Annotated in this window: 20 protein-coding genes; 12 read left to right on the forward strand and 8 right to left on the reverse strand. The window is 62.0% G+C overall.

What is annotated here, in order from left to right; translation table 11 throughout:
• The first annotated feature begins 34 nt into the window (after positions 1-34).
• From htpX to bamC, 7 genes are all read left to right on the forward strand, one after another.
• The gene (gene htpX, locus LMJ30_RS10635; RefSeq protein ID WP_229432323.1) at positions 35-913 is read left to right on the forward strand and encodes a protease HtpX; all 879 of its coding nucleotides are present in this window, start codon (positions 35-37) and stop codon (positions 911-913) included.
• 16 nt (positions 914-929) lie between these two features.
• Complete coding sequence (locus LMJ30_RS10640) at positions 930-1,553, forward strand: L-threonylcarbamoyladenylate synthase (RefSeq protein ID WP_229432324.1); 624 nt, start codon at positions 930-932, stop codon at positions 1,551-1,553.
• 67 nt (positions 1,554-1,620) lie between these two features.
• Positions 1,621-2,274 carry a site-2 protease family protein gene (locus tag LMJ30_RS10645; RefSeq protein ID WP_229432325.1) on the forward strand — a complete coding sequence of 218 codons (654 nt, stop codon included), beginning with the start codon at positions 1,621-1,623 and terminating at the stop codon, positions 2,272-2,274.
• A 7-nt stretch (positions 2,275-2,281) separates the two neighbouring features.
• A complete protein-coding gene (locus LMJ30_RS10650; protein WP_229432326.1) occupies positions 2,282-3,484 on the forward strand; it encodes a tryptophan--tRNA ligase in 1,203 nt (400 codons plus the stop codon).
• Positions 3,484-4,056, forward strand: a complete 573-nt coding sequence (locus tag LMJ30_RS10655) for a class I SAM-dependent methyltransferase (protein ID WP_229432327.1) — start codon at positions 3,484-3,486, stop codon at positions 4,054-4,056. The genes LMJ30_RS10650 and LMJ30_RS10655 overlap by 1 nt, the downstream gene beginning before the upstream one ends.
• Before the next feature lie 84 nt (positions 4,057-4,140).
• Positions 4,141-5,025 carry a 4-hydroxy-tetrahydrodipicolinate synthase gene (gene dapA, locus LMJ30_RS10660; protein ID WP_229432328.1) on the forward strand — a complete coding sequence of 295 codons (885 nt, stop codon included), beginning with the start codon at positions 4,141-4,143 and terminating at the stop codon, positions 5,023-5,025.
• Between the two features lie 51 nt (positions 5,026-5,076).
• Positions 5,077-6,243 (forward strand): NlpB/DapX family lipoprotein, encoded by a 1,167-nt coding sequence (gene bamC, locus LMJ30_RS10665; RefSeq protein WP_229432329.1) that lies wholly within the window; start codon positions 5,077-5,079, stop codon positions 6,241-6,243.
• A 518-nt stretch (positions 6,244-6,761) separates the two neighbouring features.
• Here the strand turns inward: bamC and LMJ30_RS10670 are convergent.
• From LMJ30_RS10670 to LMJ30_RS10680, 3 genes are all read right to left on the reverse strand, one after another.
• On the reverse strand, positions 6,762-7,001 hold the full coding sequence (locus LMJ30_RS10670) for a hypothetical protein (protein ID WP_229432330.1): 240 nt from the start codon (positions 6,999-7,001) through the stop codon (positions 6,762-6,764).
• 447 nt (positions 7,002-7,448) lie between these two features.
• Complete coding sequence (locus tag LMJ30_RS10675; RefSeq protein WP_229432331.1) at positions 7,449-7,934, reverse strand: DUF7931 domain-containing protein; 486 nt, start codon at positions 7,932-7,934, stop codon at positions 7,449-7,451.
• Positions 7,935-7,943: 9 nt separating this feature from the next.
• Positions 7,944-9,065 carry a cupin domain-containing protein gene (locus LMJ30_RS10680; RefSeq protein ID WP_229432332.1) on the reverse strand — a complete coding sequence of 374 codons (1,122 nt, stop codon included), beginning with the start codon at positions 9,063-9,065 and terminating at the stop codon, positions 7,944-7,946.
• Positions 9,066-9,145: 80 nt separating this feature from the next.
• Between LMJ30_RS10680 and LMJ30_RS10685 the strand changes: the two genes are divergently transcribed.
• Together LMJ30_RS10685 and LMJ30_RS10690 are read left to right on the forward strand one after the other, a co-directional pair.
• A complete protein-coding gene (locus tag LMJ30_RS10685) occupies positions 9,146-9,691 on the forward strand; it encodes an FKBP-type peptidyl-prolyl cis-trans isomerase (RefSeq protein ID WP_229432333.1) in 546 nt (181 codons plus the stop codon).
• A gap of 245 nt (positions 9,692-9,936) precedes the next feature.
• Positions 9,937-11,160: an MgtC/SapB family protein gene (locus LMJ30_RS10690; protein ID WP_229432334.1), complete on the forward strand. Its 1,224-nt coding sequence runs from the start codon at positions 9,937-9,939 to the stop codon at positions 11,158-11,160.
• Between the two features lie 90 nt (positions 11,161-11,250).
• On the opposite strand, the gene LMJ30_RS10695 is transcribed toward LMJ30_RS10690, so the two are convergent.
• Positions 11,251-12,207, reverse strand: coding sequence for a hypothetical protein (locus LMJ30_RS10695; RefSeq protein ID WP_229432335.1), 957 nt, complete (start codon positions 12,205-12,207; stop codon positions 11,251-11,253).
• Positions 12,204-14,843, reverse strand: coding sequence for a DNA mismatch repair protein MutS (gene mutS / locus LMJ30_RS10700; protein ID WP_229432336.1), 2,640 nt, complete (start codon positions 14,841-14,843; stop codon positions 12,204-12,206). Before mutS ends, LMJ30_RS10695 begins: the two co-directional genes overlap by 4 nt.
• Positions 14,844-15,046: 203 nt before the next feature.
• On the opposite strand from mutS, the gene LMJ30_RS10705 reads away from it, so the two are divergent.
• Positions 15,047-16,327 carry a tyrosine-type recombinase/integrase gene (locus LMJ30_RS10705; protein ID WP_229432337.1) on the forward strand — a complete coding sequence of 427 codons (1,281 nt, stop codon included), beginning with the start codon at positions 15,047-15,049 and terminating at the stop codon, positions 16,325-16,327.
• A gap of 60 nt (positions 16,328-16,387) precedes the next feature.
• Here the strand turns inward: LMJ30_RS10705 and LMJ30_RS10710 are convergent, their stop codons facing one another.
• On the reverse strand, positions 16,388-17,281 hold the full coding sequence (locus LMJ30_RS10710) for a hypothetical protein (RefSeq protein WP_229432338.1): 894 nt from the start codon (positions 17,279-17,281) through the stop codon (positions 16,388-16,390).
• Positions 17,282-17,410: 129 nt separating this feature from the next.
• Positions 17,411-17,650: a helix-turn-helix transcriptional regulator gene (locus LMJ30_RS10715; protein WP_371872996.1), complete on the reverse strand. Its 240-nt coding sequence runs from the start codon at positions 17,648-17,650 to the stop codon at positions 17,411-17,413.
• An 89-nt stretch (positions 17,651-17,739) separates the two neighbouring features.
• On the opposite strand from LMJ30_RS10715, the gene LMJ30_RS10720 reads away from it, so the two are divergent.
• Both LMJ30_RS10720 and LMJ30_RS10725 read left to right on the forward strand, forming a co-directional pair.
• Positions 17,740-18,363 carry a hypothetical protein gene (locus tag LMJ30_RS10720; RefSeq protein WP_229432339.1) on the forward strand — a complete coding sequence of 208 codons (624 nt, stop codon included), beginning with the start codon at positions 17,740-17,742 and terminating at the stop codon, positions 18,361-18,363.
• A 165-nt stretch (positions 18,364-18,528) separates the two neighbouring features.
• Positions 18,529-19,209, forward strand: coding sequence for a hypothetical protein (locus LMJ30_RS10725; protein WP_229432340.1), 681 nt, complete (start codon positions 18,529-18,531; stop codon positions 19,207-19,209).
• A gap of 54 nt (positions 19,210-19,263) precedes the next feature.
• Here the strand turns inward: LMJ30_RS10725 and LMJ30_RS10730 are convergent, their stop codons facing one another.
• Positions 19,264-19,998 carry a hypothetical protein gene (locus LMJ30_RS10730; RefSeq protein WP_229432341.1) on the reverse strand — a complete coding sequence of 245 codons (735 nt, stop codon included), beginning with the start codon at positions 19,996-19,998 and terminating at the stop codon, positions 19,264-19,266.
• Between the last annotated feature and the right edge of the window lie 8 nt (positions 19,999-20,006).

The following is a 20,006-nucleotide window of genomic DNA, read 5'->3' on the forward strand; positions in this document are numbered from 1 at the left end:
CCTGTCAATCACATTCCAAGCCGGGAGGCTTTCCATGAAGCGCATCGTTTTGTTCCTTGCCACCAACCTTGCAGTGTTGCTGGTGCTGTCCCTGGTGCTGAATATCCTCGGCATCGGTCGCGGCGTGAGTGCAGCGGGCATCAACGTCGGCGAATTGCTGGTGTTCTCGGCAGTTGTGGGCTTCACCGGATCGATCTTCTCCTTGCTGATCAGTAAGCCGATGGCCAAGTGGTCGACCGGCGCGCGCGTGATCGAAACCCCGTCCAACTCCACCGAGCAGTGGCTGGTTGCCACCGTGCGCCAGCTGTCCGAGCGCGCAGGCATCGGCATGCCTGAAGTGGCCGTCTACGACGGCGAGCCGAACGCATTCGCCACCGGCGCCTTCAAGAACTCGGCGCTGGTGGCCGTCTCCACCGGCCTGCTGCAAAGCATGAACCGCGAGGAAGTCGAAGCCGTTCTGGGACACGAGGTGGCGCACATCGCCAATGGCGACATGGTCACGCTGACCCTGATCCAGGGCGTGGTCAACACCTTCGTCGTGTTCCTGGCGCGCGTGGTCGGCTATTTCGTCGACAAGGTGCTGCTGCGCGGCGAATCGGACCGCGGCCCGGGCATCGGCTACATGGTCACCGTGTTCGTGTGTGAAATCATCTTTGGCCTGGTGGCATCGATCATCGTTGCATGGTTCTCGCGCCAGCGCGAATTCCGCGCCGACGCCGGTTCCGCCAAGCTGATGGGTTCGCCCGTGCCGATGCAGCACGCGCTGGCCCGCCTGGGCGGCCTGCAGCCGGGCGCCTTGCCGCAGTCGATGGCCGCTTCCGGTATCTCGGGCAGCGGCGGCGGCTGGGGCGCGCTGTTCTCGACCCACCCACCGATGGAGCAGCGTATCGCGGCCCTGTCGCAATTGCGATAAACGGCAGCCGGGATATATGAGCCAATTTTTCCAGATACACCCTGACAACCCGCAGCTTCGCCTCATCAAGCAGGCTGCGCAGATCATCCACGGCGGGGGCGTTGTTGCGCTCCCGACCGACTCCAGCTATGCGCTGGTGTGCCACCTGGATGACAAGAGTGCGGTGGAGAAATTGCGCCGCATCCGCGGCATCGACGAGAAACACCACCTGACCCTGCTGTGCCGCGACCTGTCCGAGATCGCCGAATATGCCCGCGTGGACAACAAGCAGTTCCGCCTGCTGAAGGCGACCACGCCGGGTCCGTTCACGGTGATCCTGGAGGCAACGCGCGCGGTGCCGCGCCGCCTGTCGCACCCATCGCGCAAGACCATCGGCCTGCGCGTGCCCGAAAACGCCATTGCCAGCGCGCTGCTGGAGGAACTGGGCCAGCCCTTGATCAGCACCACCCTGATCCTGCCCGACGACGGCGAAGTGATCAACGATGCGGAAACCATTCGCGAGCGCATCGAAAAGCAGCTCGACCTGATTATCGACGGCGGCGCCTGCTCGCTCGAACCGACCACCGTGATCGACCTGACCGGCGCGGAACCTGTCCTGATCCGCCACGGCCGCGGCAATCCCGCCCTGTTTGGCGTCTAGCAAGGGCGCGCCCCACCTCCACCCACCGCCCGCCGGCCGCCCCGGCGCGCTCTGTTAGAATCTACCCATGAATGAAATTATCCAGGCGATCGCCGTCTACGCAATTCCGGTGATCTTCGCCATCACCTTGCACGAAGCGGCGCACGCCTATGCTGCAAAGTATTTCGGGGACAATACCGCCTACGCCGCAGGGCGCATGAGCATGAATCCGATCCGCCACATCGATCCCATCGGCACGATCGCACTGCCGGTGCTGATGTACATCTTCACCCCATTTGTGTTCGGCTACGCCAAGCCGGTGCCTATCGATTTCGGCAAGCTGCGCAACCCGAAAAAGCAGATGGCATGGGTGGCCTTCGCCGGTCCGATGTCGAATTTCATCATGGCGTTCGGCTGGTCGATTTTCGCGCTGCTGATGTCCGCCTTCGGCGTAACCGAAGCGTTCCCCTACAAGGTGGCCCAGGCCGGCGTATTCGTGAACATCTTGATGTTCGTGTTCAACATGCTGCCGATCCCGCCACTCGACGGCGGCCGCATCATGACCAGCATCCTGCCGCACAAGCTCGCCTATAAGTACGCGCGCATCGAACCTTACGGCCTGTTTATCGTGATCGGCCTGCTGGTGTTTAAACTGATGGACTACTGGTTCATGCCGATGGGCGCGCTGACCGGCAAGCTGCTCAGCCTGTTCGTCGCCCCGTTCAGACTTCTCCTGGGCTAATCCTGTTATGTATCCCGACCGTGTTGTATCCGGCATGCGTCCCACTGGGACCATGCACCTTGGCCACTTTCATGGTGCGCTGAAGAACTGGATCAAGATGCAGTCCGAACAGCCTTGCCTGTTCTTCGTGGCTGACTGGCACGCGCTGACCACCCATTACGATGATCCGGGCATCATCGAGCGCAGTACCTGGGAAATGCTGGTCGACTGGCTGGCGGCCGGGGTCGACCCGTCCCAGGCGACCCTGTTCATCCAGTCGCGCGTGCCTGAACATGCCGAACTGCACTTGCTGCTGTCGATGGCGACGCCGCTCGGCTGGCTTGAGCGGGTGCCGACCTACAAGGACCAGATCGACAACCTGTCGAACAAGGACTTGGCCACCTATGGCTTCCTCGGCTACCCGCTGCTGCAGGCGGCCGACGTGCTGATCTACCGCGCCAGCGAAGTGCCGGTGGGCGACGACCAGGTGCCGCACATTGAAATGATGCGCGAGATCGCGCGCCGCTTTAACCACCTGTACGGCAAGGAACGCGGCTTCGAAGAAAAGGCGATGGAAGCGGTCAAGAAACTCGGCACCAAGCGCGCCCGCCTGTACATGGAATTGCGCACCGAGTACCAGCAGGAAGGCAAGGACGATGCGCTGGAGCAGGCCCAGGCCATGCTCAACGACGCGCACAGCCTGTCGATGATCGACCGCGAGCGCCTGTTCGGCTATCTTGAAGGCAGCCGCAAGCTGATCCTCGTCGAACCGCAAGCCAAGCTGACGGTGGCCTCGCGCCTGCCGGGCCTGGACGGGCGCAAGATGTCCAAGAGCTACGGCAACGCCATCGGTCTGCGCGAGGACAAGGACTCGGTCGTCAAGAAGATCCGCACGATGCCGACCGACCCGGCGCGCATCCGCCGCACCGACCCGGGCGATCCGCGCAAATGCCCGGTCTGGCAACTGCACGAAGTCTATTCCGACGAGCCGACCCGCGACTGGGTGGTCAAAGGCTGCACCACGGCCGGCATCGGCTGCCTGGAATGCAAGCAGCCGGTGATCGACGCCATCATCAAGGAACAGGAACCGATGCACGAGCGCGCCCAGCAGTACCTGGACGACCCCTCGCTGGTGCGCGCCATCGTCGCCGACGGCTGCGACGCCGCCCGCAAGCTGGCGCAGGAAACCATGCGCGACGTGCGCGAAGCCATGGGCCTGGCCTACAGCTGATGAACAGCCACGCCGCCGCCTCCGTCTCTCCCTGGGTTGCGCGCTGCGCGCCGCTGGCGCTGCCGGGCGAAGTGCTTGACCTGGCCTGCGGCAGCGGACGCCACGCGCGCCATTTTGCCGCGCTCGGCCACCCCGTGCTGGCGGTCGACCGCGACCCTGCCGCACTGGCCGGGGCCGCGGGGCAGGGCATCGCCACCCTGGCCTTCGACCTTGAAGACCCGGCGCTGGCATGGCCCTTCGAGGCCGACCGCTTTGCCGCCATCGTCGTCACCAATTACCTGCACCGTCCGCTGTTTGTGCAACTGGCCGCGAGCCTGCGCGACGATGGGCTGCTGATTTACGAAACTTTCGCGCTTGGCAACGAAGCCTTCGGCAAGCCATCGAACCCGGCGTTCTTGCTCGAACACGGCGAGCTGCTGGCGATGGCAAGCGCGCACGGCTTGAAAACAATTGCCTATGAAGATGGGTATGTGGAGCGGCCAAAACCGGCGATGGTGCAGCGGCTGTGTGCGGCGAAGCCAGGCTTTACATGGACCCGCGCCCGGCTCGACGGGGGCGCGGCGCCGATTTGAACGGCAAATCTAGACAAGAATGAACCAATTGTGCGGGCTATCCGCTACAATCAGGCTTTTATTGACCAGCATATTTCTATTTATATGATCAAGGGCAGCATAGTAGCAATCGTTACCCCGATGCACGATGATGGCAGCCTCGATATTCCCGGCCTGCGCAAGCTGATCGACTGGCATATCGCCGAAGGCACGGACAGCATCGTCATCGTCGGCACCACTGGCGAGTCCGCCACGGTCAGCGTCGAAGAGCACTGCGAACTGATCCGCGTCGCGGTCGAGCACGCGGCCAAGCGCATTCCTGTCATCGCCGGCGCGGGCGGCAATTCAACCGCCGAAGCCATCAAGCTGACCGAAGCGGCCAAACAGGCGGGCGCCGATGCGACGCTGCAGGTGGTTCCTTACTACAACCGCCCGACCCAGGAAGGCATGTACCGCCACTTCAAGGCGATCGCCGAAGCGGTCGACCTGCCGGTGATCCTGTACAACGTGCCGGGCCGTACCGTCGCGGACATGTCCAATGAAACCATCGCGCGCCTCGCGTCGATTCCGAACATCGTCGGCGTCAAGGACGCGACCGGCAACGTCGGCCGTGGCCTCGAACTGCTGCGCATGGTGCCGACATCGTTTGCCGTGTATTCCGGCGACGACCCGACCGCCATGGCCCTGATGCTGTGCGGCGGCGCCGGCAACATCTCGGTTACCGCCAACGTCGCCCCGCGCGCCATGCACGAGCTGTGCGTCGCGGCGATGGCGGGCGACATCGCCCGCGCTGTCGAGATCAACAACAAAGTAATGCCGCTGCACCAGAAGCTTTTCGTCGAGCCGAACCCGGTCCCGGTCAAATGGGCCCTGGCGGAAATGGGCATGATGCCAGCGGGCATACGCCTGCCGCTGGTGCCGCTCGCCGACAATTGCCACGACACCGTCCGCGCTGCGATGCGCGAAGCGGGCGTCCTTCCACAGCCCTGACCCGCAAGGGCCGGAACCATCCCTGACACCAGCTTCTCAACCAGTTACGACATGACTATTCGCAAGACAACTAGCTCCGCCTTGACGACATCCGCGACCCGCGGCCTGGTACTTACCGCGCTGATGGCCAGCCTGGCCGGCTGCGGCATGATCAACTCGGTGGTCGAATCCGACAAAGTCGACTACCGCGGCGCCAAGAAAGCCCAGCCGCTGGACGTACCGCCAGACCTGACCCAGCTCCAGAAAGACAACCGCTACGCCGTGCCTGACGGCCGCGGCGTCGCCACCGCCTCGGGCTTCCAGCAGCAGCGCGGCGCGCCGGCAGCTGGCGCACCGGCAGCGAGCGGCGAGCAAGTTGCACCACTGAACACCGGCGACATGCGCGTCGAGCGCATCGGCAGCCAGCGCTGGCTGGTCGTCAAGCAGACGCCTGAACAGCTGTGGCCGCAGCTCAAGCAGTTCTGGTCTGACAATGGCTTCACCGTCGTCAGCGAATCGACGGCAGCGGGCACGATGGAAACCGACTGGGTAGAGAACCACGCCAAGATGCCGCAGGGGATTATTCGCGACACCCTGGGCAAGGTCTTCAAGACGCTGTACTCGACCGGCGAGCGCGACAAGTTCCGCACCCGCCTCGAGCGCGCGGCGGATGGCTCGACCGAGATCTACATCAGCCACCGCGGCATGGAAGAAGTGTTTGTTGGCACGCAAAAGGAAACCACCACCTGGACCGGCCGTCCGAACGATCCGGGCCTCGAAGCCCAGTTCCTCGGCAAGCTGATGGCCAAGCTGTCGGGTACGCCTGACCTCAAGCAAGCCGAGACCGCGGTGCAAAACGCCGTCGTCGCGCCGCAGCACGCCAAGCTGGTTGGCGACGCAGTGGAAGTCGACGAAGGCTTCGACCGCGCATGGCGCCGTGTGGGCCTGGCGCTCGACCGTGTCGGCTTCACGGTGGAAGACCGCGACCGCGTGCAAGGCGTCTACTTCGTCCGCTACGTCGACCCGGACGCGGAATCGAAACAAGGTTTCCTGAGCAAGCTCCTCAGCTTCGGCAAGGACGACGACAAGGCCAAGGAAGCGCAGCGTTACCGCATCCTGGTCAAGAGCGAGCAGGGCGCCAGCACCAGCATGGTGACGGTGCAGGGCAACGACGGCAAGCCGGAAGCATCGCCGACCGGCGCGAAGATCCTGAAGCTGCTGAGCGAAGAACTCAAGTAAGCCTTCAGTGCAAAAAGAAAAACCGGCCGTTGGCCGGTTTTTTTTCGTTCATACAATCACCGGCGCAAGTGCCCGACAACGTCGGCGTCTCAAACTTCGGGCTCCGTCCCCGGGGCAGGCCCCAAGTGTAGAGCCGGATAACGGTCGTCGGGAGACATGGCTAACACCTGTCGGGAGACATGGCTAACACCTGTCGGGAGACATCGGTAACACCTGTCGGGAGACATGGCTAACACCTTCACGCCCAGCGTGGGCTTAGGATTTTTCAAGCCAGGCGCGTAGTCGGCATCGCTTTCCCGTTCCGAACAATCTCCGGTCAGGGTGCTGTCAATGATGGGTAATGGGTGGGCGTCCGTCCCCGGGGCTGTCCGCGGGAACGGACCCGGAAGTTGTTTGGGAGTACTAAAACGGCATCGACGGCGTGCATCGCCGCACGGAACGATGAGCCTGTAATTGGTAACACTTCGTAAGAACATTCCCAAGTGCATTGGATTGGCGCGGGAAGTGTTTCCTGCCGGCTATTTAACAGGCGCCGTCAGCGGGTCTTGCAAATGTTCAGGCGAAAAAAAACCGACCCGCAGGCCGGTTTCTTTTAAATCATGCTGATTACTTAGCAGCGTCAGCAGCAACCGAAGCAGCTTGCGAAGCAGCGGTCGAAGCAGCAGCAGCAGCGTCAGCAGCGGTCGAAGCAGCCGAAGCGGCGGTTGCAGCAGCAGCAGCAGCGTCAGCAGCTGGTGCGTCAGCAGCAGGAGCAACAACGGTGGTGTCAGCTGGAGCTGCGGTAGCGTCAGCAGCTGGTGCGGTTACTTCAGCAGCTGGAGTAACTACGGTCTCTTCTTTTTTCGAGCAAGCGGTCAGAGCAACAGCCAGCAGGGAGACGATCAGCAAAGATTTTTTCATGGGTTTTCCTTAGATTAATTCAAAGTTAAAACTACTCTTGTTGCGATGAATAATTACCGGTAATTATCGCTCGTTAGAAAATTCTCGTAGGCTTTCATTACCTGTGATGGTGCCTGACAGACAACGGAAACTTCCTAACCCGATATTATAGCTAAATATCATAGTTCGCAATAGCGCAATCATGCTTCAGTGAAAGATTGAACAAAAAATCAAGCTTCATTTTGTGTCAAACGACACAATTACAACAAACTTGTCAATCTGTTTGATCTGCGCCGAATATTATTTGGCAAAAGCGCGGAACTAACTTACAAGCCAGTAGTCGTCGCGTGTAGTCCTGGGAGAGACTCGGCCCAGATTCCCCTGAACCTTTCTGCGCTGATTTCCGCAGATTGTGGCATGTTGAACGCAGCCTCGCCGCGCATGTGGTCGCTGTGGAAGCGCCGGACGATGTTCACCTCGTCTCCGATGCAGAACGAGTCGGTCAGCTGGTGCAGGTTGCGCCCGGTGACGCGGCACTCGATGCGGTGGCTGTAATCCTTGAGCAAGCGCAGGAAGCGCGGATAGTTGCGCTCGATATGCCCGGTGCGGTGCATGGCAAGGCGCACGTGTCCGCCGGTCCGGAGGAAATCGCGCAGCAGTGCATCGACGTCGCTCGCGCCCAGCGGAAACACGGAAAAGTCAGGATCGAACATGTGCAGCGTCGCCACCGACCGTTCGACGCAGGCACGCAGGTGATTGCCAAATTCCGCATGGCTCGCAAACGGATATACGCCCGACTCGTCCAAGTCCATGCCGCCTCCCTAAGCTAGTTCGACCCAGCCATCCTGGTACCAGGTGTACAGCGCCTCCATCACGTCGTCCGACGCGCCCGCCAGCGCCGCGCCATCGAGCCTGCGCTCGTTGGCCAGCACGTCCAGCACCGCCTTGTCGGCCCGGCTCACCGAGAACGACTCGCCATTGATGAACACGTTTTTACCGCGGTACAGCATCTGCGTCTTGAGCGACAGCGCCACGCCACGCTTGGCCGCGGAGTCCGCGAAGCGTCCCATCGTCAGCGGCTTGGCAGGGCCCTTGAAGAACACATTGTGCTTCGGCTCGGACAAATGCTCGCCCAGGAAAATCGTCACGTCGTCCTCGGTAAAGCGCACCTTGTTCAACTCATCGGCGATCGTCGACAGCATGTGCTTCGGGATCTCGGCCGGGTGCTTGCCCACGTCCAGGTCCGGGTCGGCATAGCGGCCCGGCAGGTCGATCGAATCGGCCATGAACTGGAGGAAGGCCTCGCCCAGTTCCTGGTATGAAGGCGAGCGGAAGCCGATCGAGTAGGTCATGCACTCGCCCTCGGCGATGCCATCGTGCGCGTAGTGCGGCGGCAGGTACAGCATGTCGCCCGGCTCGAGCACGAATTCTTCCTGCGGCTTGAAGTTATTCAGGATCTTCAGCGGCAGCCCTTCGACCAGCGACAGGTCCTTCTGCGGGCCGATGCGCCAGCGGCGCTTGCCATGCGCCTGCAGCAGGAACACGTCATACGAATCGAAGTGCGGGCCGACCCCGCCGCCGTCGGTGGCATAGCTGATCATCAGGTCGTCGAGGCGCGCATCGGGGATGAAGCGGAACTGGCGCAGCAGCGCGTCGGCGTCGGCGTTATACAGGTTGACGCCCTGGACCAGCATGGTCCACTTGCCGCTGCCCTGCGCCGGCAGTTCCTCTATGGGGCCGTGCTGCATATCCCAGCTGCCGTCGAAGTTGGTGATCAGGCGCGACTCGACATGGTTCAGCTTGGCCATGTCGGCCAGCGTCTCCAGTTTGACCAGGGGCTTGAAGCCCGGGATCGCGTTACGGATCAGGAGCGGTTTTTTGTGCCAGTAATCGCGCAAAAACTGGGCGGGCGTGATGTCGCCGAGGAGCTGTATTTTTTTCATGCGCCATTATAACCACCAACGAAACAGGTGCAGCCAGCACCAGAGGTATAATCTGCCTGACAACACTGAAAGGAAGTACGATGAAGATTGCCAAGAACACAGTCGTGACGGTTAACTACAAGCTGTCGGACGCACAGAACAACCTGATCGAAGACGGCCGCCAGCCGATGGTGTACCTGCACGGCGGTTACGAAAACACGCTGCCGAAGATCGAAGAAGAGCTCGACGGCAAAGAAGTCGGCTACTCGTCGACCATCCAGATCGAACCGGACGACGCATTCGGCGACTACGATCCTGAGCTGGTCAAGATCGAAGACCGCAAGCGCCTGCCAGAGCCGCTGGAAGTAGGCATGCAGTTCGAAGGCATGCCGGACAATCCGGAAAGCGCCGAAGAGCCGATGGTATTCACCGTCACCGAAATCGCCGACGACAAGGTCGTCCTCGACGGTAACCATCCGCTGGCCGGCATGGCGCTGCGCTTTGAACTGTCGGTCACCGACGTTCGCGCCGCAACCGAAGAAGAGATCCAGCACGAGCACGTGCACGGCGCCCACGGCCATCATCACGGCGATGATGAAGACGAAGGCGACGAAGGCGACGAGTTCCGCACCCGTCCGATTCACTAAGCCGCAGGCGCGGACGCATGTGCCGGGACATGGCCGGGGCCAGCCCCGGTCCCGGCGCATCGTCCGCGTTAAGCAATACCCCGCGGTTGTGGCGCGCTGTGCCATAACCGCGCACCCTCTCGGCCCTGCGCCGCAAAAGGCGCTCGGTCCTGAGATGCCCTTGTCACCAGAATTATTCGATACGCGCCGGCCGCCAGCCTGGCTGCATGCCGCCCGCTGGCCCCTGTGCGCAGGAAGCGAACGCCGTGGACTGGAACACCCTTTTGCCTGGCCTGGTAACAGCCCTTGGCGTCGGCTTGCTGATCGGCGTGATCCGGGAGCGCCGCCACGACCCTGGCACGGCGAAGGCCGGCACGCGGACGCACGCGCTGGTCGGCATCCTGGGCTACGTCTCCGCCAGCCTCGGCGCCACGGCCTTCATCGCGGCGCTTGTCATCGTCGGATCGCTGGCCACCGCCGGCTATCTCAAGACCGCTGACAAAGACCCCGGGCTGACAGGCGAAATCGCGCTGGTCGTCAACCTGTCGCTGGCGGCGCTGGCCTTGCACAACGCGCCGCTCGCCGCCTCCCTGGGCGTGCTGTGTGCGATCCTGCTCAAAGCCAAGCAGCGCCTGCACCAGGTCAGCCGGGAGCTGATCAGCGAACAAGAACTGCAGGATGCGCTGATGCTCGCCGCCGCCGCGCTGGTGGTGATGCCGCTGCTGCCTGGCGAGCCAGTCGACCCATGGGGCGTGCTGCGGCTGACGACGGTGTGGCGCATCGTCGTGCTGGTTATGGCGGTCGGGATGTTCGGCCACATCGCGATGCGCGCCGTCGGCCCGCGCTGGGGCCTGGCGATAGCCGGTTTCTTTTCTGGGTTTGCCTCGTCCACCGCTGCCGTCGCCAGCTTTGGACGGCACGCCAAGGGCGATGCCGCGCTGCCGGTGCCGGCTGCAGGCGCCGCCTTGCTGGCCAACCTGGCCTCGCTGCTGCTGTTGGCCGCCGTAATTGGCGCGGTATCGCCCGCGTTGCTGCGCTCGATGGAGATGCCGCTGTATGGCGCGGCGGGCGCGCTGGCGCTTGTCTCCTTACTCTGCCTGCGGCCGGGAAACGGGCGGCTCATGCCCGACCGGCCCGAGGCCCATTCATTCAGGCTCAGTCATGCGCTGGTGATCGCCGCGATGATCGCGGCGGTGCTGCTGGTATCGGCATGGCTGGGAGAGATTGCCGGAGGCGCAGGGGTGCTTGTTGCCGCAACCCTGGTCGGCCTGGTGGAGCTGCAGGCCGCGGGAGCCAGTGTGGCGCAGCTGGCGGCGGCGGGAGGGCTCAGCGAACAACTGGCGCGTTGGGGCGTGGTGGCGGTGCTCGCGTCGAGCGCTGGTGCGAAGGGCGTGCTGGCTTTTGTGAGCGGCGGCAGGCGGTACGGGCTGATTGTCGCGGCTGGACTGGCCGCGATGGTGGCCGGTGCGGTGGCAGGGATGCTGGTGTAAGCCGATGCGCGCTTCGCGCTTATCCGCCCTACGAATCAACGACAGCGGCCAGGTAGGGCGGAAGAGCGCGTAGCGCGTCATCCGCCGTTTTCAAGCCTCGGCGTCTGCCTTCTTCAGCGTGAACAGCACGTCTTCATCTTTCGACACATGCACCTCCAGCGCGCGCGAGCCGGCGCTGACATGGCCGATATTCTCCTGCCACTCAATCACCGGCTCCGCCTTGCTCCCTGGCGCCGCTACCGTATCGACCAGCAGCACCTTGCCCCGGAACTTGCGCGCCAGCTGCGCCACCTGCCTGCGCGGCGCGTCGAAGCCATCCTGCGGCTTGCGGTTACGCCCCAGCAGGGCACGCAGCCCCTTTTCCTGCACCAGTGGCTTGATATCGCCCTCGGAGAACAGCACCACCGCAGCATGCTTCTTCGCCCGCGCCAGCGCGAAAACACGGTTCAGCCAATACCGGTTCGCCACCAGCCGGTCTTCAAACTCGCTGTTGCGCCCAGCTTCGGGCAAATAGTGGTTGTTATTGGCCGGTATGTTCACGGTCGCGTACAGCACGTTCCCTTCGACCCAGTACATGTTCTCGGCATAGCTGCGGAACTTGGCATTGGCCGATTGGCGCGTCACCTCGATCTTGCGCCGCCCCAGCGACTCCGGCTCGGCGTAATACAGCTCGCGCACGCGGTTCAGCCGCTCGATCGCCGCCGTCCGTCCGTTCGAATTCTTGCAGCCGCTCCAGTCGGTTGCTGAAGGCATCACGATCATCGGGCGCCGCGCGTTCGATATCAGCTTGCGCCGTTCCAGATACAGCTTGTCGCTGCAAGGCTCGTTGGCCGCCTTGATCCCGGTAAGTACCACGAACGCCAGCGCAGACTCGCTCGATTCTTCGATTGACTGCTTCAGGCGTTCGTCGTCGCCGCCTTTGGCGAAGCTGTGGCCAATCACGCCGAACGAGTGCCCGTCGTTCGGCGCGTGCGCTGCAGCCGATGCAGCCATGGCCGCCATGCAGGCGGCCGCGGCCAGCGCGGCAAAGGACGCGCGCCGCATCATTGTGCCGACAACCGCTTGAGCAGGTACAGCTGTTCGAGCGCTTCGCGCGGCGTCAGCGCGTCCGGGTCGATGCCGTCGAGCGCAGCAAGCAGCTCGCCCGACGCAGGCGCCGCTTCTGCCGGTTCGTCCTCCGGGTCCACGCAGGGCAGGGCAAACAGGTCGAGCTGCGTGGTGCGGTCGAGCGCCTGCGATTCAAGCCGCGCAAGGTGCTTGCGGGCAGCCTTGATGACTGGCTGCGGCACTCCCGCCAGCTGGGCTACCTGCAGGCCGTAACTCTGCGAGGCGGGCCCTGCCTGCACGGCATGCAGGAATACGATGCTGTCCTTGTGTTCAACCGCCGACAGGTGCACGTTGGCCGCGGTCGGGTGGGTATCAGGCAGCTGCGTGAGCTCGAAGTAGTGGGTGGCGAACAGCGTGAAGCTGCGGCTGGTCTCGATCAGGTGGCGCGCAATCGCCCACGCCAGCGCAAGGCCGTCGAAGGTCGAGGTGCCGCGTCCCACTTCATCCATCAGCACCAGCGAGTGTTCGGTCGCGCCATTCAGGATCGCCGCCGACTCGGTCATCTCGACCATGAAGGTCGAACGCCCACCGGCCAGGTCATCGGTCGCGCCGATGCGGGTGAAGATGCGGTCGATCGGGCCGATGGTGGCGCTGGTGGCAGGCACATAGCTGCCGATGTAGGCCAGCAGCGTAATCAGGGCCACCTGGCGCATGAAGGTGGATTTACCGCCCATGTTCGGGCCGGTGATCAGCAGCAGCCTGCGCTCGTCCTTAAGCTGGCAGTCGTTCGCGATGAAGCGTTCGATCTGGTTTTCGACCACTGGGTGGCGGCCTTCGCAAATATCGAGGCATGGCTCGGACACCAGTACCGGCACTACCCAGTTGTGCTGGAGGGCGTGCACGGCCAGCGCGGTCAGCGTGTCGAGCTGGGCCAGGCCCTGCGAGATCGTCTGCAGCACGCCGATGTGCGGCGCCAGGTCGGCCAGCAACTGGTCGTACAGCAGCTTCTCGCGCACCAGCGCCTTGTCCTGCGCCGACAAGGCCTTGTCTTCGAATACCTTCAGCTCCGGCGTGATGTAGCGCTCGGCGTTCTTCAGGGTTTGGCGGCGGCGGTAATCTTCGGGCACCTTGTCGGTCTGGCCGTGCGTCACTTCGATGTAGAAGCCATGCACCTTGTTGTACTCGACGCGCAGGTTGGCGATGCCGGTGCGTGCGCGTTCGCGTGTTTCCAGGTCCACCAGGAACTGGCCGGCGTTCTCGGACAGGCCGCGCAGTTCATCCAGCTCCGCATCGAAGCCGCGTGCGAACACGCCGCCATCGCGCACCATCGCAGCCGGTTCCTCGGCGACGGCGCGCTGGAGCAGGTCGAGGCACGCTTCAGGCGTCGCGATGGCGCTATGGATGGTGGCGAGCAGGCTTTCTTCGCCGGCCGCAAAGCTGCGCTGCATGGCGTGGCGCAGCGCCGGCAGCTGCTTCAGGCCATCGCGCAGGCTGGCCAGGTCGCGCGGGCGCGCCGTCAAGAGGGCGATGCGCGTGGTGATGCGTTCGATGTCGGGAACCTGCGCCAGCGTTTGCGACAGCGCGCCGCTGGCGTCCGTCTCGGCCAGCGCGCCAATGGCGGCATGGCGCGAGCGCGCCACATGCTGGTCGCGGCGGGCATGGTGCAGCCAGTGGCGCAGCATGCGCGAGCCCATCGCCGTGCGGCAGTGGTCCAGCAGCGAGAACAAGGTTGGCGATTCCTGGCCGCGGATGGTTTCGGTCAGTTCCAGGTTGCGGCGGGTGGCGGCGTCCAGGCCGATGAATTCAGTTTCGGTTTCGGTCGACAGGCTGCGTACGTGCTGCAAGCCGCGTCCCTGCGTCGATTGGGCATAGCGCAGCAGCGCGCCAGCGGCGCCGAAGGCAGCGCCAAGGCCGTCGGCGCCAAAACCGGTGAGGGTGGCGACGGCCAGCTGGTCGAGCAGCGCCTTGTGGCCGCCAACGACGTCGAAGTGCCAGTCGGGCACGCGCTGGGTGTGCGCGATCTCGTGTTCAGGCGACAGCTCCGCGCCATCGGCGCACAGGATCTCGGCTGGCGCGATGCGTTCGAGTTCCTGCTGCAGGCGGGCGCCGACGGTGCGTGCATCGCCCGAGAATTCCATCAGCTTTACCGCGCCGCTGGCCAGCGACATCCATGCCAGGCCGGTGGTAACGACCTTGCGCTGGCTGATCATGCACACCGCAAGCAGTGGGCGCTCCGATTTCTCGGGCAGCAGGTCGGAATCGGTCAGCGTGCCTGGCGTGACAACGCGCATCACCTTGCGCTCGACCGGACCTTTGCTGGTCGCCGGGTCGCCGATCTGCTCGCAAATCGCGCACGATTCGCCAAGCTTGACCAGCTTGGCCAGGTAGCCGTCAAGCGAGTGGAAAGGCACGCCGCACATCTTGATCGGGTTGCCGTTCGACGCGCCGCGCGCGGTCAGCGTGATGCCGAGCACGCGTGCTGCTTTTTCGGCGTCCTCGTGGAACAGTTCGTAGAAGTCCCCCATGCGGTAAAAGACCAGCATGGTCGGGTAGTCGGCCTTGATGCGCAGGTACTGCTGCATCATTGGCGTGTGTGGGCTTTTAGCGTCTTTGGTAAGTCTTTGATCCAGCGGCATTTCTTCTGCTAACCCTTTGTTTTCCATCGTCTTATTGCTTCCCGCCTGCGGTTCACGTCCGGTCACAACACATCACAAGATATCGCAGAACTTCACAGTTCTGCGTAGGTTTTCGAAGTTTCCGAAACGGAATCTACGCTACAATATCCGCCACCTGCCATCGGTGGCATAAACCTACGCACAACCTACGCAAAGACCCACGCATGCCATTCGACGCGCGCGCCGCAAAGCTCTTGGAGCCAGGACGACACTTTACCATTCCCGAATGCCCAGGACTGCGTTTCCAGTCATCGACGACAGGGCGCGCATGGATATACCGGTACCGGAATGCGGACGGCGCAATGCGCCAGGTAAAGATCGGGGCCTGGCCGGCGGTGTCGTACAACGGCGCGGTGGTCGAGTGGGAGCGCCTGCGTGACGCGCGCGGCGCCGGCCGGGATCCTGCTACCGAGAAGCGTGCCGCGCGGCGCGCCGTAGTGGCTGAGGAGGCGGCGCGCAAGCAGGTGACGGCGCGATCGCTGACGGTGCGCTCGCTGTGCGAGCTGTACCTGCAAGGGCATATTGAGCGGAACCGAAAGGCGAAGGGGGCGGCCGAGGTGCGGCGGCTGTTCGACACGATGCTTGGCGATCTTGCCGAGGTCGACCCAACTACGCTCACGCGTGCCCAGGCGTTCGATCTGCTGCAGTCGCACGCCGAAACTCCGGTCGTGGCATCGAACCTGCGGCGCGAGCTGGGCGCGGCCTGGGACTATGGCCTTGACGCTGGCCGGCTCGGCGATAACACCCCCAATTGGTGGCGTCTGGTCATGCGCGGGAAGCTACGTAGCCGCGGTCGCACGCGCCAGGGCGAACAGGTTGGCACGAACAAGCGGGTGCTGTCGACGAGCGAACTTGCGATGTTGATCCCATGGCTGCCGAATTTTTCGCGCACGGTTGAGGATGCCCTCACGCTCTACCTGTGGACGGGTGCCCGTGGTGGAGAGATCATGCCCATCCACGCAACTGAGGTCACGGACGAAAGCGACGGCTTGTGGTGGACGATCCCGAAGGCGAAGACAAAGAACGGATGGCGAGATGAGGCAACGGACATCCGCGTGCCTTTGGTCGGACGCGCGGAGCGGATTGTCCGGCGCCGGCTGGCCGTGTGCGAGGGCGGGTATCTCTTCGCATCACGTGGCAAGGTCCCCTATGTCGAGCAGAAAACCATTGGGGTCGCGGTCTGGACCAGCATGCCGTACTCAGCGACCAGGCCGGAACAGATCAGGCCGCGCCTTCCGGTGCAGCATTGGGCGCCGCACGATTTGCGTCGTACGGTGCGCACGCAACTCGCTGCGCTCGGTTGTGCTGAGGACGTTGCTGAGGCCGTTATCGGTCACATGCCAAGTGGAGGTGTCGGGACTTACAACCTGCACAGGTACGACAAAGAGCGGCGCGAGTGGCTCACGAAGCTTGACGCGCATTTGGAGCAGCTGGCGTTGGTGTAAAGCGCGCGACGGGCGTTCGGTTGGCAAGCGCATCTACACAAATCTTGGGAGATCATGGAACTAATTCGACAGATATCTGTTTGCAGCAGCCTTGTTTTCTTCCAGCTTTTTCAGTGCGCCCACTTGCCACGCTTGGACATCCTTGATTACAGCAGCTTCCGCCGCTTCGGCTTCGCTCAGTTTGGTCACGAGCGCTTGCAGTTGTGCTTGCTGCGCCGTTGAGGTGAAAAGCAGCTGACCATCCTTGTGCTCTATGGTTTTGCCTTGGATGGCGCACCACTTCAATATCGCGTCCATGGCATCAGCGCTGGCTAGCTGGACTTGGGCAAGGTTTGCATACATCGCCTTCGTCGTTACTACGGTTTCGTTAAAGCTTTCGAGGGCGCCTCGCTTACCGCTCTCCGACTTTAAATGGGCGATGTAATCTTGTACGTCCGACAGATATTTGGATAATTGGACATCTCTCTCAGCGACAAGAGCGCGCAGCTGCGCAACAATACGCTGGCTGGCCATGATGCCTGAAGGGCTGGTGATGTGCTCCGTAGCTAGGACCTGATCTAGGGGCAGCTTCTCAAATTTCGCGTTCAATTCGGCAACCTGCAAAGTATGTTGAGCCTGCATCTTTAGCGCATAAGAGACGAATGCCTTCATTTCTTCGCGCTCGTGTGCCGCACCAGCCACGTTCGACATAACAACTGAAATCAATACAAAGCCGATAGCGATACGTGCGTTCGCTCTGGCTTTTGGTCCCCTCTTCCGGGTTATAAGCCATCCAATAAAGGCTAGTCCGAGAAGCGAGCCAATACCCCTAGCTGTATAGTCGCCCGCTGAGGCAGGGTCCATCTTCCCACTCAGCACAGCCAATAGCGGTATCGCAAGCGCTGCCGCAATCAAAATCCACCCTAACCACGCATACGGCCCCGTCACTGGTTCAAAGTCAATTGATGCCGCCATTCCCGACTCCCGATACATTATTAATAATTAAGCATGCCAGCAACGATTTCCTAAAGCAAGTAAATATGGGTGATAACTTGAACGTCCAGCCGTATGTAGTCAGGTCAAGCGCGTACTCGGTCCCGTCTGCTAGTTCGTTGGTCGACGGTGAGGCCGGTTGTCATGTCCAGTGTTTGAGGGTGGAAGCTGCGACGAAACTGGGCGGCTGTCAGCCCACTCCTCGAGCTCTTTGACGAGCCAGGCCACGCGCCGGCCCGACAGCTCTCGCGGTTGCGGGAAAAGGCCGTCGCGCACCAGGCGCTGCACGGTCGGTTCGCTGAGCGAAACCGCGGCAGCTACTGAAGGAAGGTCGAGGTAAAGCGGTTTCACTTGGTTTTCCGGTAAGTACTTAAGTCGTAGTTCTTTTGGATGACGGTACTCGTCATGCTAGGATCGCAACACTTTGAATGGGGGGAAAGATGCTGAAGAATGCGTACCGGATCACCGGCCTGGTCGTGCTTTGGGTCGTGATCGCTTACGGAGTGACTGCACTGGTCAAGCTGCTGATGGACGTGTCGCGCGCTCACGTGGATGCGGAGCTGCTGGCCGCAGTGGGAACGGTAGGAGCTCTGATCGGTACAGTGGTCCTCGCATCCATGTCCTCGTGGTCGCGCGCGCGAGAACAAACGCTCACGGCTGAGCTCCATGCCGTCGCAATGCGACCACGGCTTCGAGAGGCGCGGCATCAAATTCACCAGGCCTATAAAAAACTTCATCAGTTCACGTCCGGCATGGACCCGAATCCAGCAGACTTCGAACAAATGCTTGCCATGCTGCGCGAAATACACCTCTGGCAGATCGATGAAATCGTCCCTTTTGCCCCGCTCAGCGATGGTGCGGCTGCGCGCCTCGCGGCGTCTGCTGGCGAGATCCGGCAGGTGATCGCTGGATTTGAATCCGTACGCGTTGACGCGTCGATGATGAACTCGGAGCCGGGTGTAGCATTTGCCGAAAGCCAGGCCAAGACGCTGTTTGAAGCACATAACAATATCCTCGCGGTCATAATTGTTTGCACTCGTGCGCGGAAATCTTTGGGTCTGTAAGCAAAGTCCGCGATACCGGCAGTGCTCCTGGTGCGCAAAGCCCTGTTGTTGGCCGCAGCCGGCGCAGCGGGTTGGGGAACGCGTTATTCCATGGGCCACATAACTTGATTCATTGCACGCGACAGACGTGGTAATGTTTTCCTTTGATAAAATCGGAGTCGAAGGATGGAACGAATTGCGCGTGGTCTTGAACTGGCCTTTATTGGGGTCATTACGACCGTTGCTTTGCTGGGAATCGTGCTTACCATTCGGCACACCCCCCTCTGGAGTGAAGAGGCGGCAGGTTGGGCGCAGGCTATAGGTTCCGTTGTCGCAGTAGGCGTAGCGATCTACGTTTCCGATAGACAAAGCAAAAGTGCGCGCGACCTTATGCAGTTTGCAGACGAGACTGCTCTGCGCCGTCATCTGGCCAGAGTTGGAGCCGTGCTGGAAGAAGCGTCCCGGGTTGTGAAAACGTTCAAAGACATGGTTAAGGGCGAAGGCGATTGGGGCGCATTCCAGAACCAGATGCTTCTTCATCTTCCACCAGAATCTGCTGACCGCTTCAGGTGTGAGGCTGCAATTATGTACCATGCCTCGCAGCTCACCGATATCATCGCGCTTATTGAGAAAATCCCGATGCACGAATTGGGGCCGAGTAGTCTTGTGAACGCAGTCATGACTGTCAAGAATGCCCTGGCGCAGCTTGACGCACACTTTGTAGCGGCGAAGGCCGCGGGGCACGAATTCGTCGAATCCACATTGTGGAACGGCGTTGGTGTTGCCTACAGTTTCGTGGAACATGGGCGGTCGATGTATGTAAAAGGCGTTACCGGAATGGACTTCAGCACCACTCCACCGAAATGAGAGCGATCAAGGGTTCTGACTGCTTCGCTAAACTGAAGCGTCCTACATACTGCTTCACGCAGCCCTCACGCGATGGAGTGTTTCGATCACGGTGTCGAGCTCATGCGGCAACAGGTTTGCGATCGTCGCGCCGTTACGCTGAATCTCGAACGTGCCATCCGACCAAAGCGCGCAGCGGAATGCGGCTGGCGTGCTAGATGCTTGCGCCGCTGCCTTGGCCGTCTCACCGGACTGCTGTGACGCGCTTTCGGAAACAGAGGACACCGAGCGGATCGTGCTGAACTTGGGTATCTCCGCTGGTGCGACTGTGCCGGCGCCCGGTAGCGACCAGGTGTTCCCGTCTCGGAGCATCCTCCCGTCACGGACGGCTGTCCCAAGATAGCTGGAAACGTGCACACCCTCGGCCAGGCCCAGTTCAGCATGTAACTGCGTGGAAGTTGAAGGCCCGTTTTCGCGCACGTATGCAATCGCGCGATCGACCTTCGTTTGTGGACGGGTGGTCCTGTCGTCAGTGACCACCGCGACCGGCTGATGGGAGGGCTCGACAGGCTTTGCGGGCTGTGCAAGTGCGTTTGCAGCCATGTACTGGGCGCTCAGCTCGTAAGCCATCGCCTTACGGTTGTTCGGGGCATCCACCTCGTGCTCAATGATATGGCCGGCCTGGAGGCTTTGGCGCAGTAGCTTATCGGCCTGATCGACAGGCATGTCAAGGCGATCGGCTATCTGTACGGTGCGCACCATCGGCACCTTGGCGATGAGGTCAAGCAGCTTGACGGTTGTCGTGGTCATGGTCAGTT

The organism is Massilia agrisoli, assembly GCF_020831365.1.
Taxonomy (GTDB): domain Bacteria; phylum Pseudomonadota; class Gammaproteobacteria; order Burkholderiales; family Burkholderiaceae_D; genus Telluria_A; species Telluria_A agrisoli.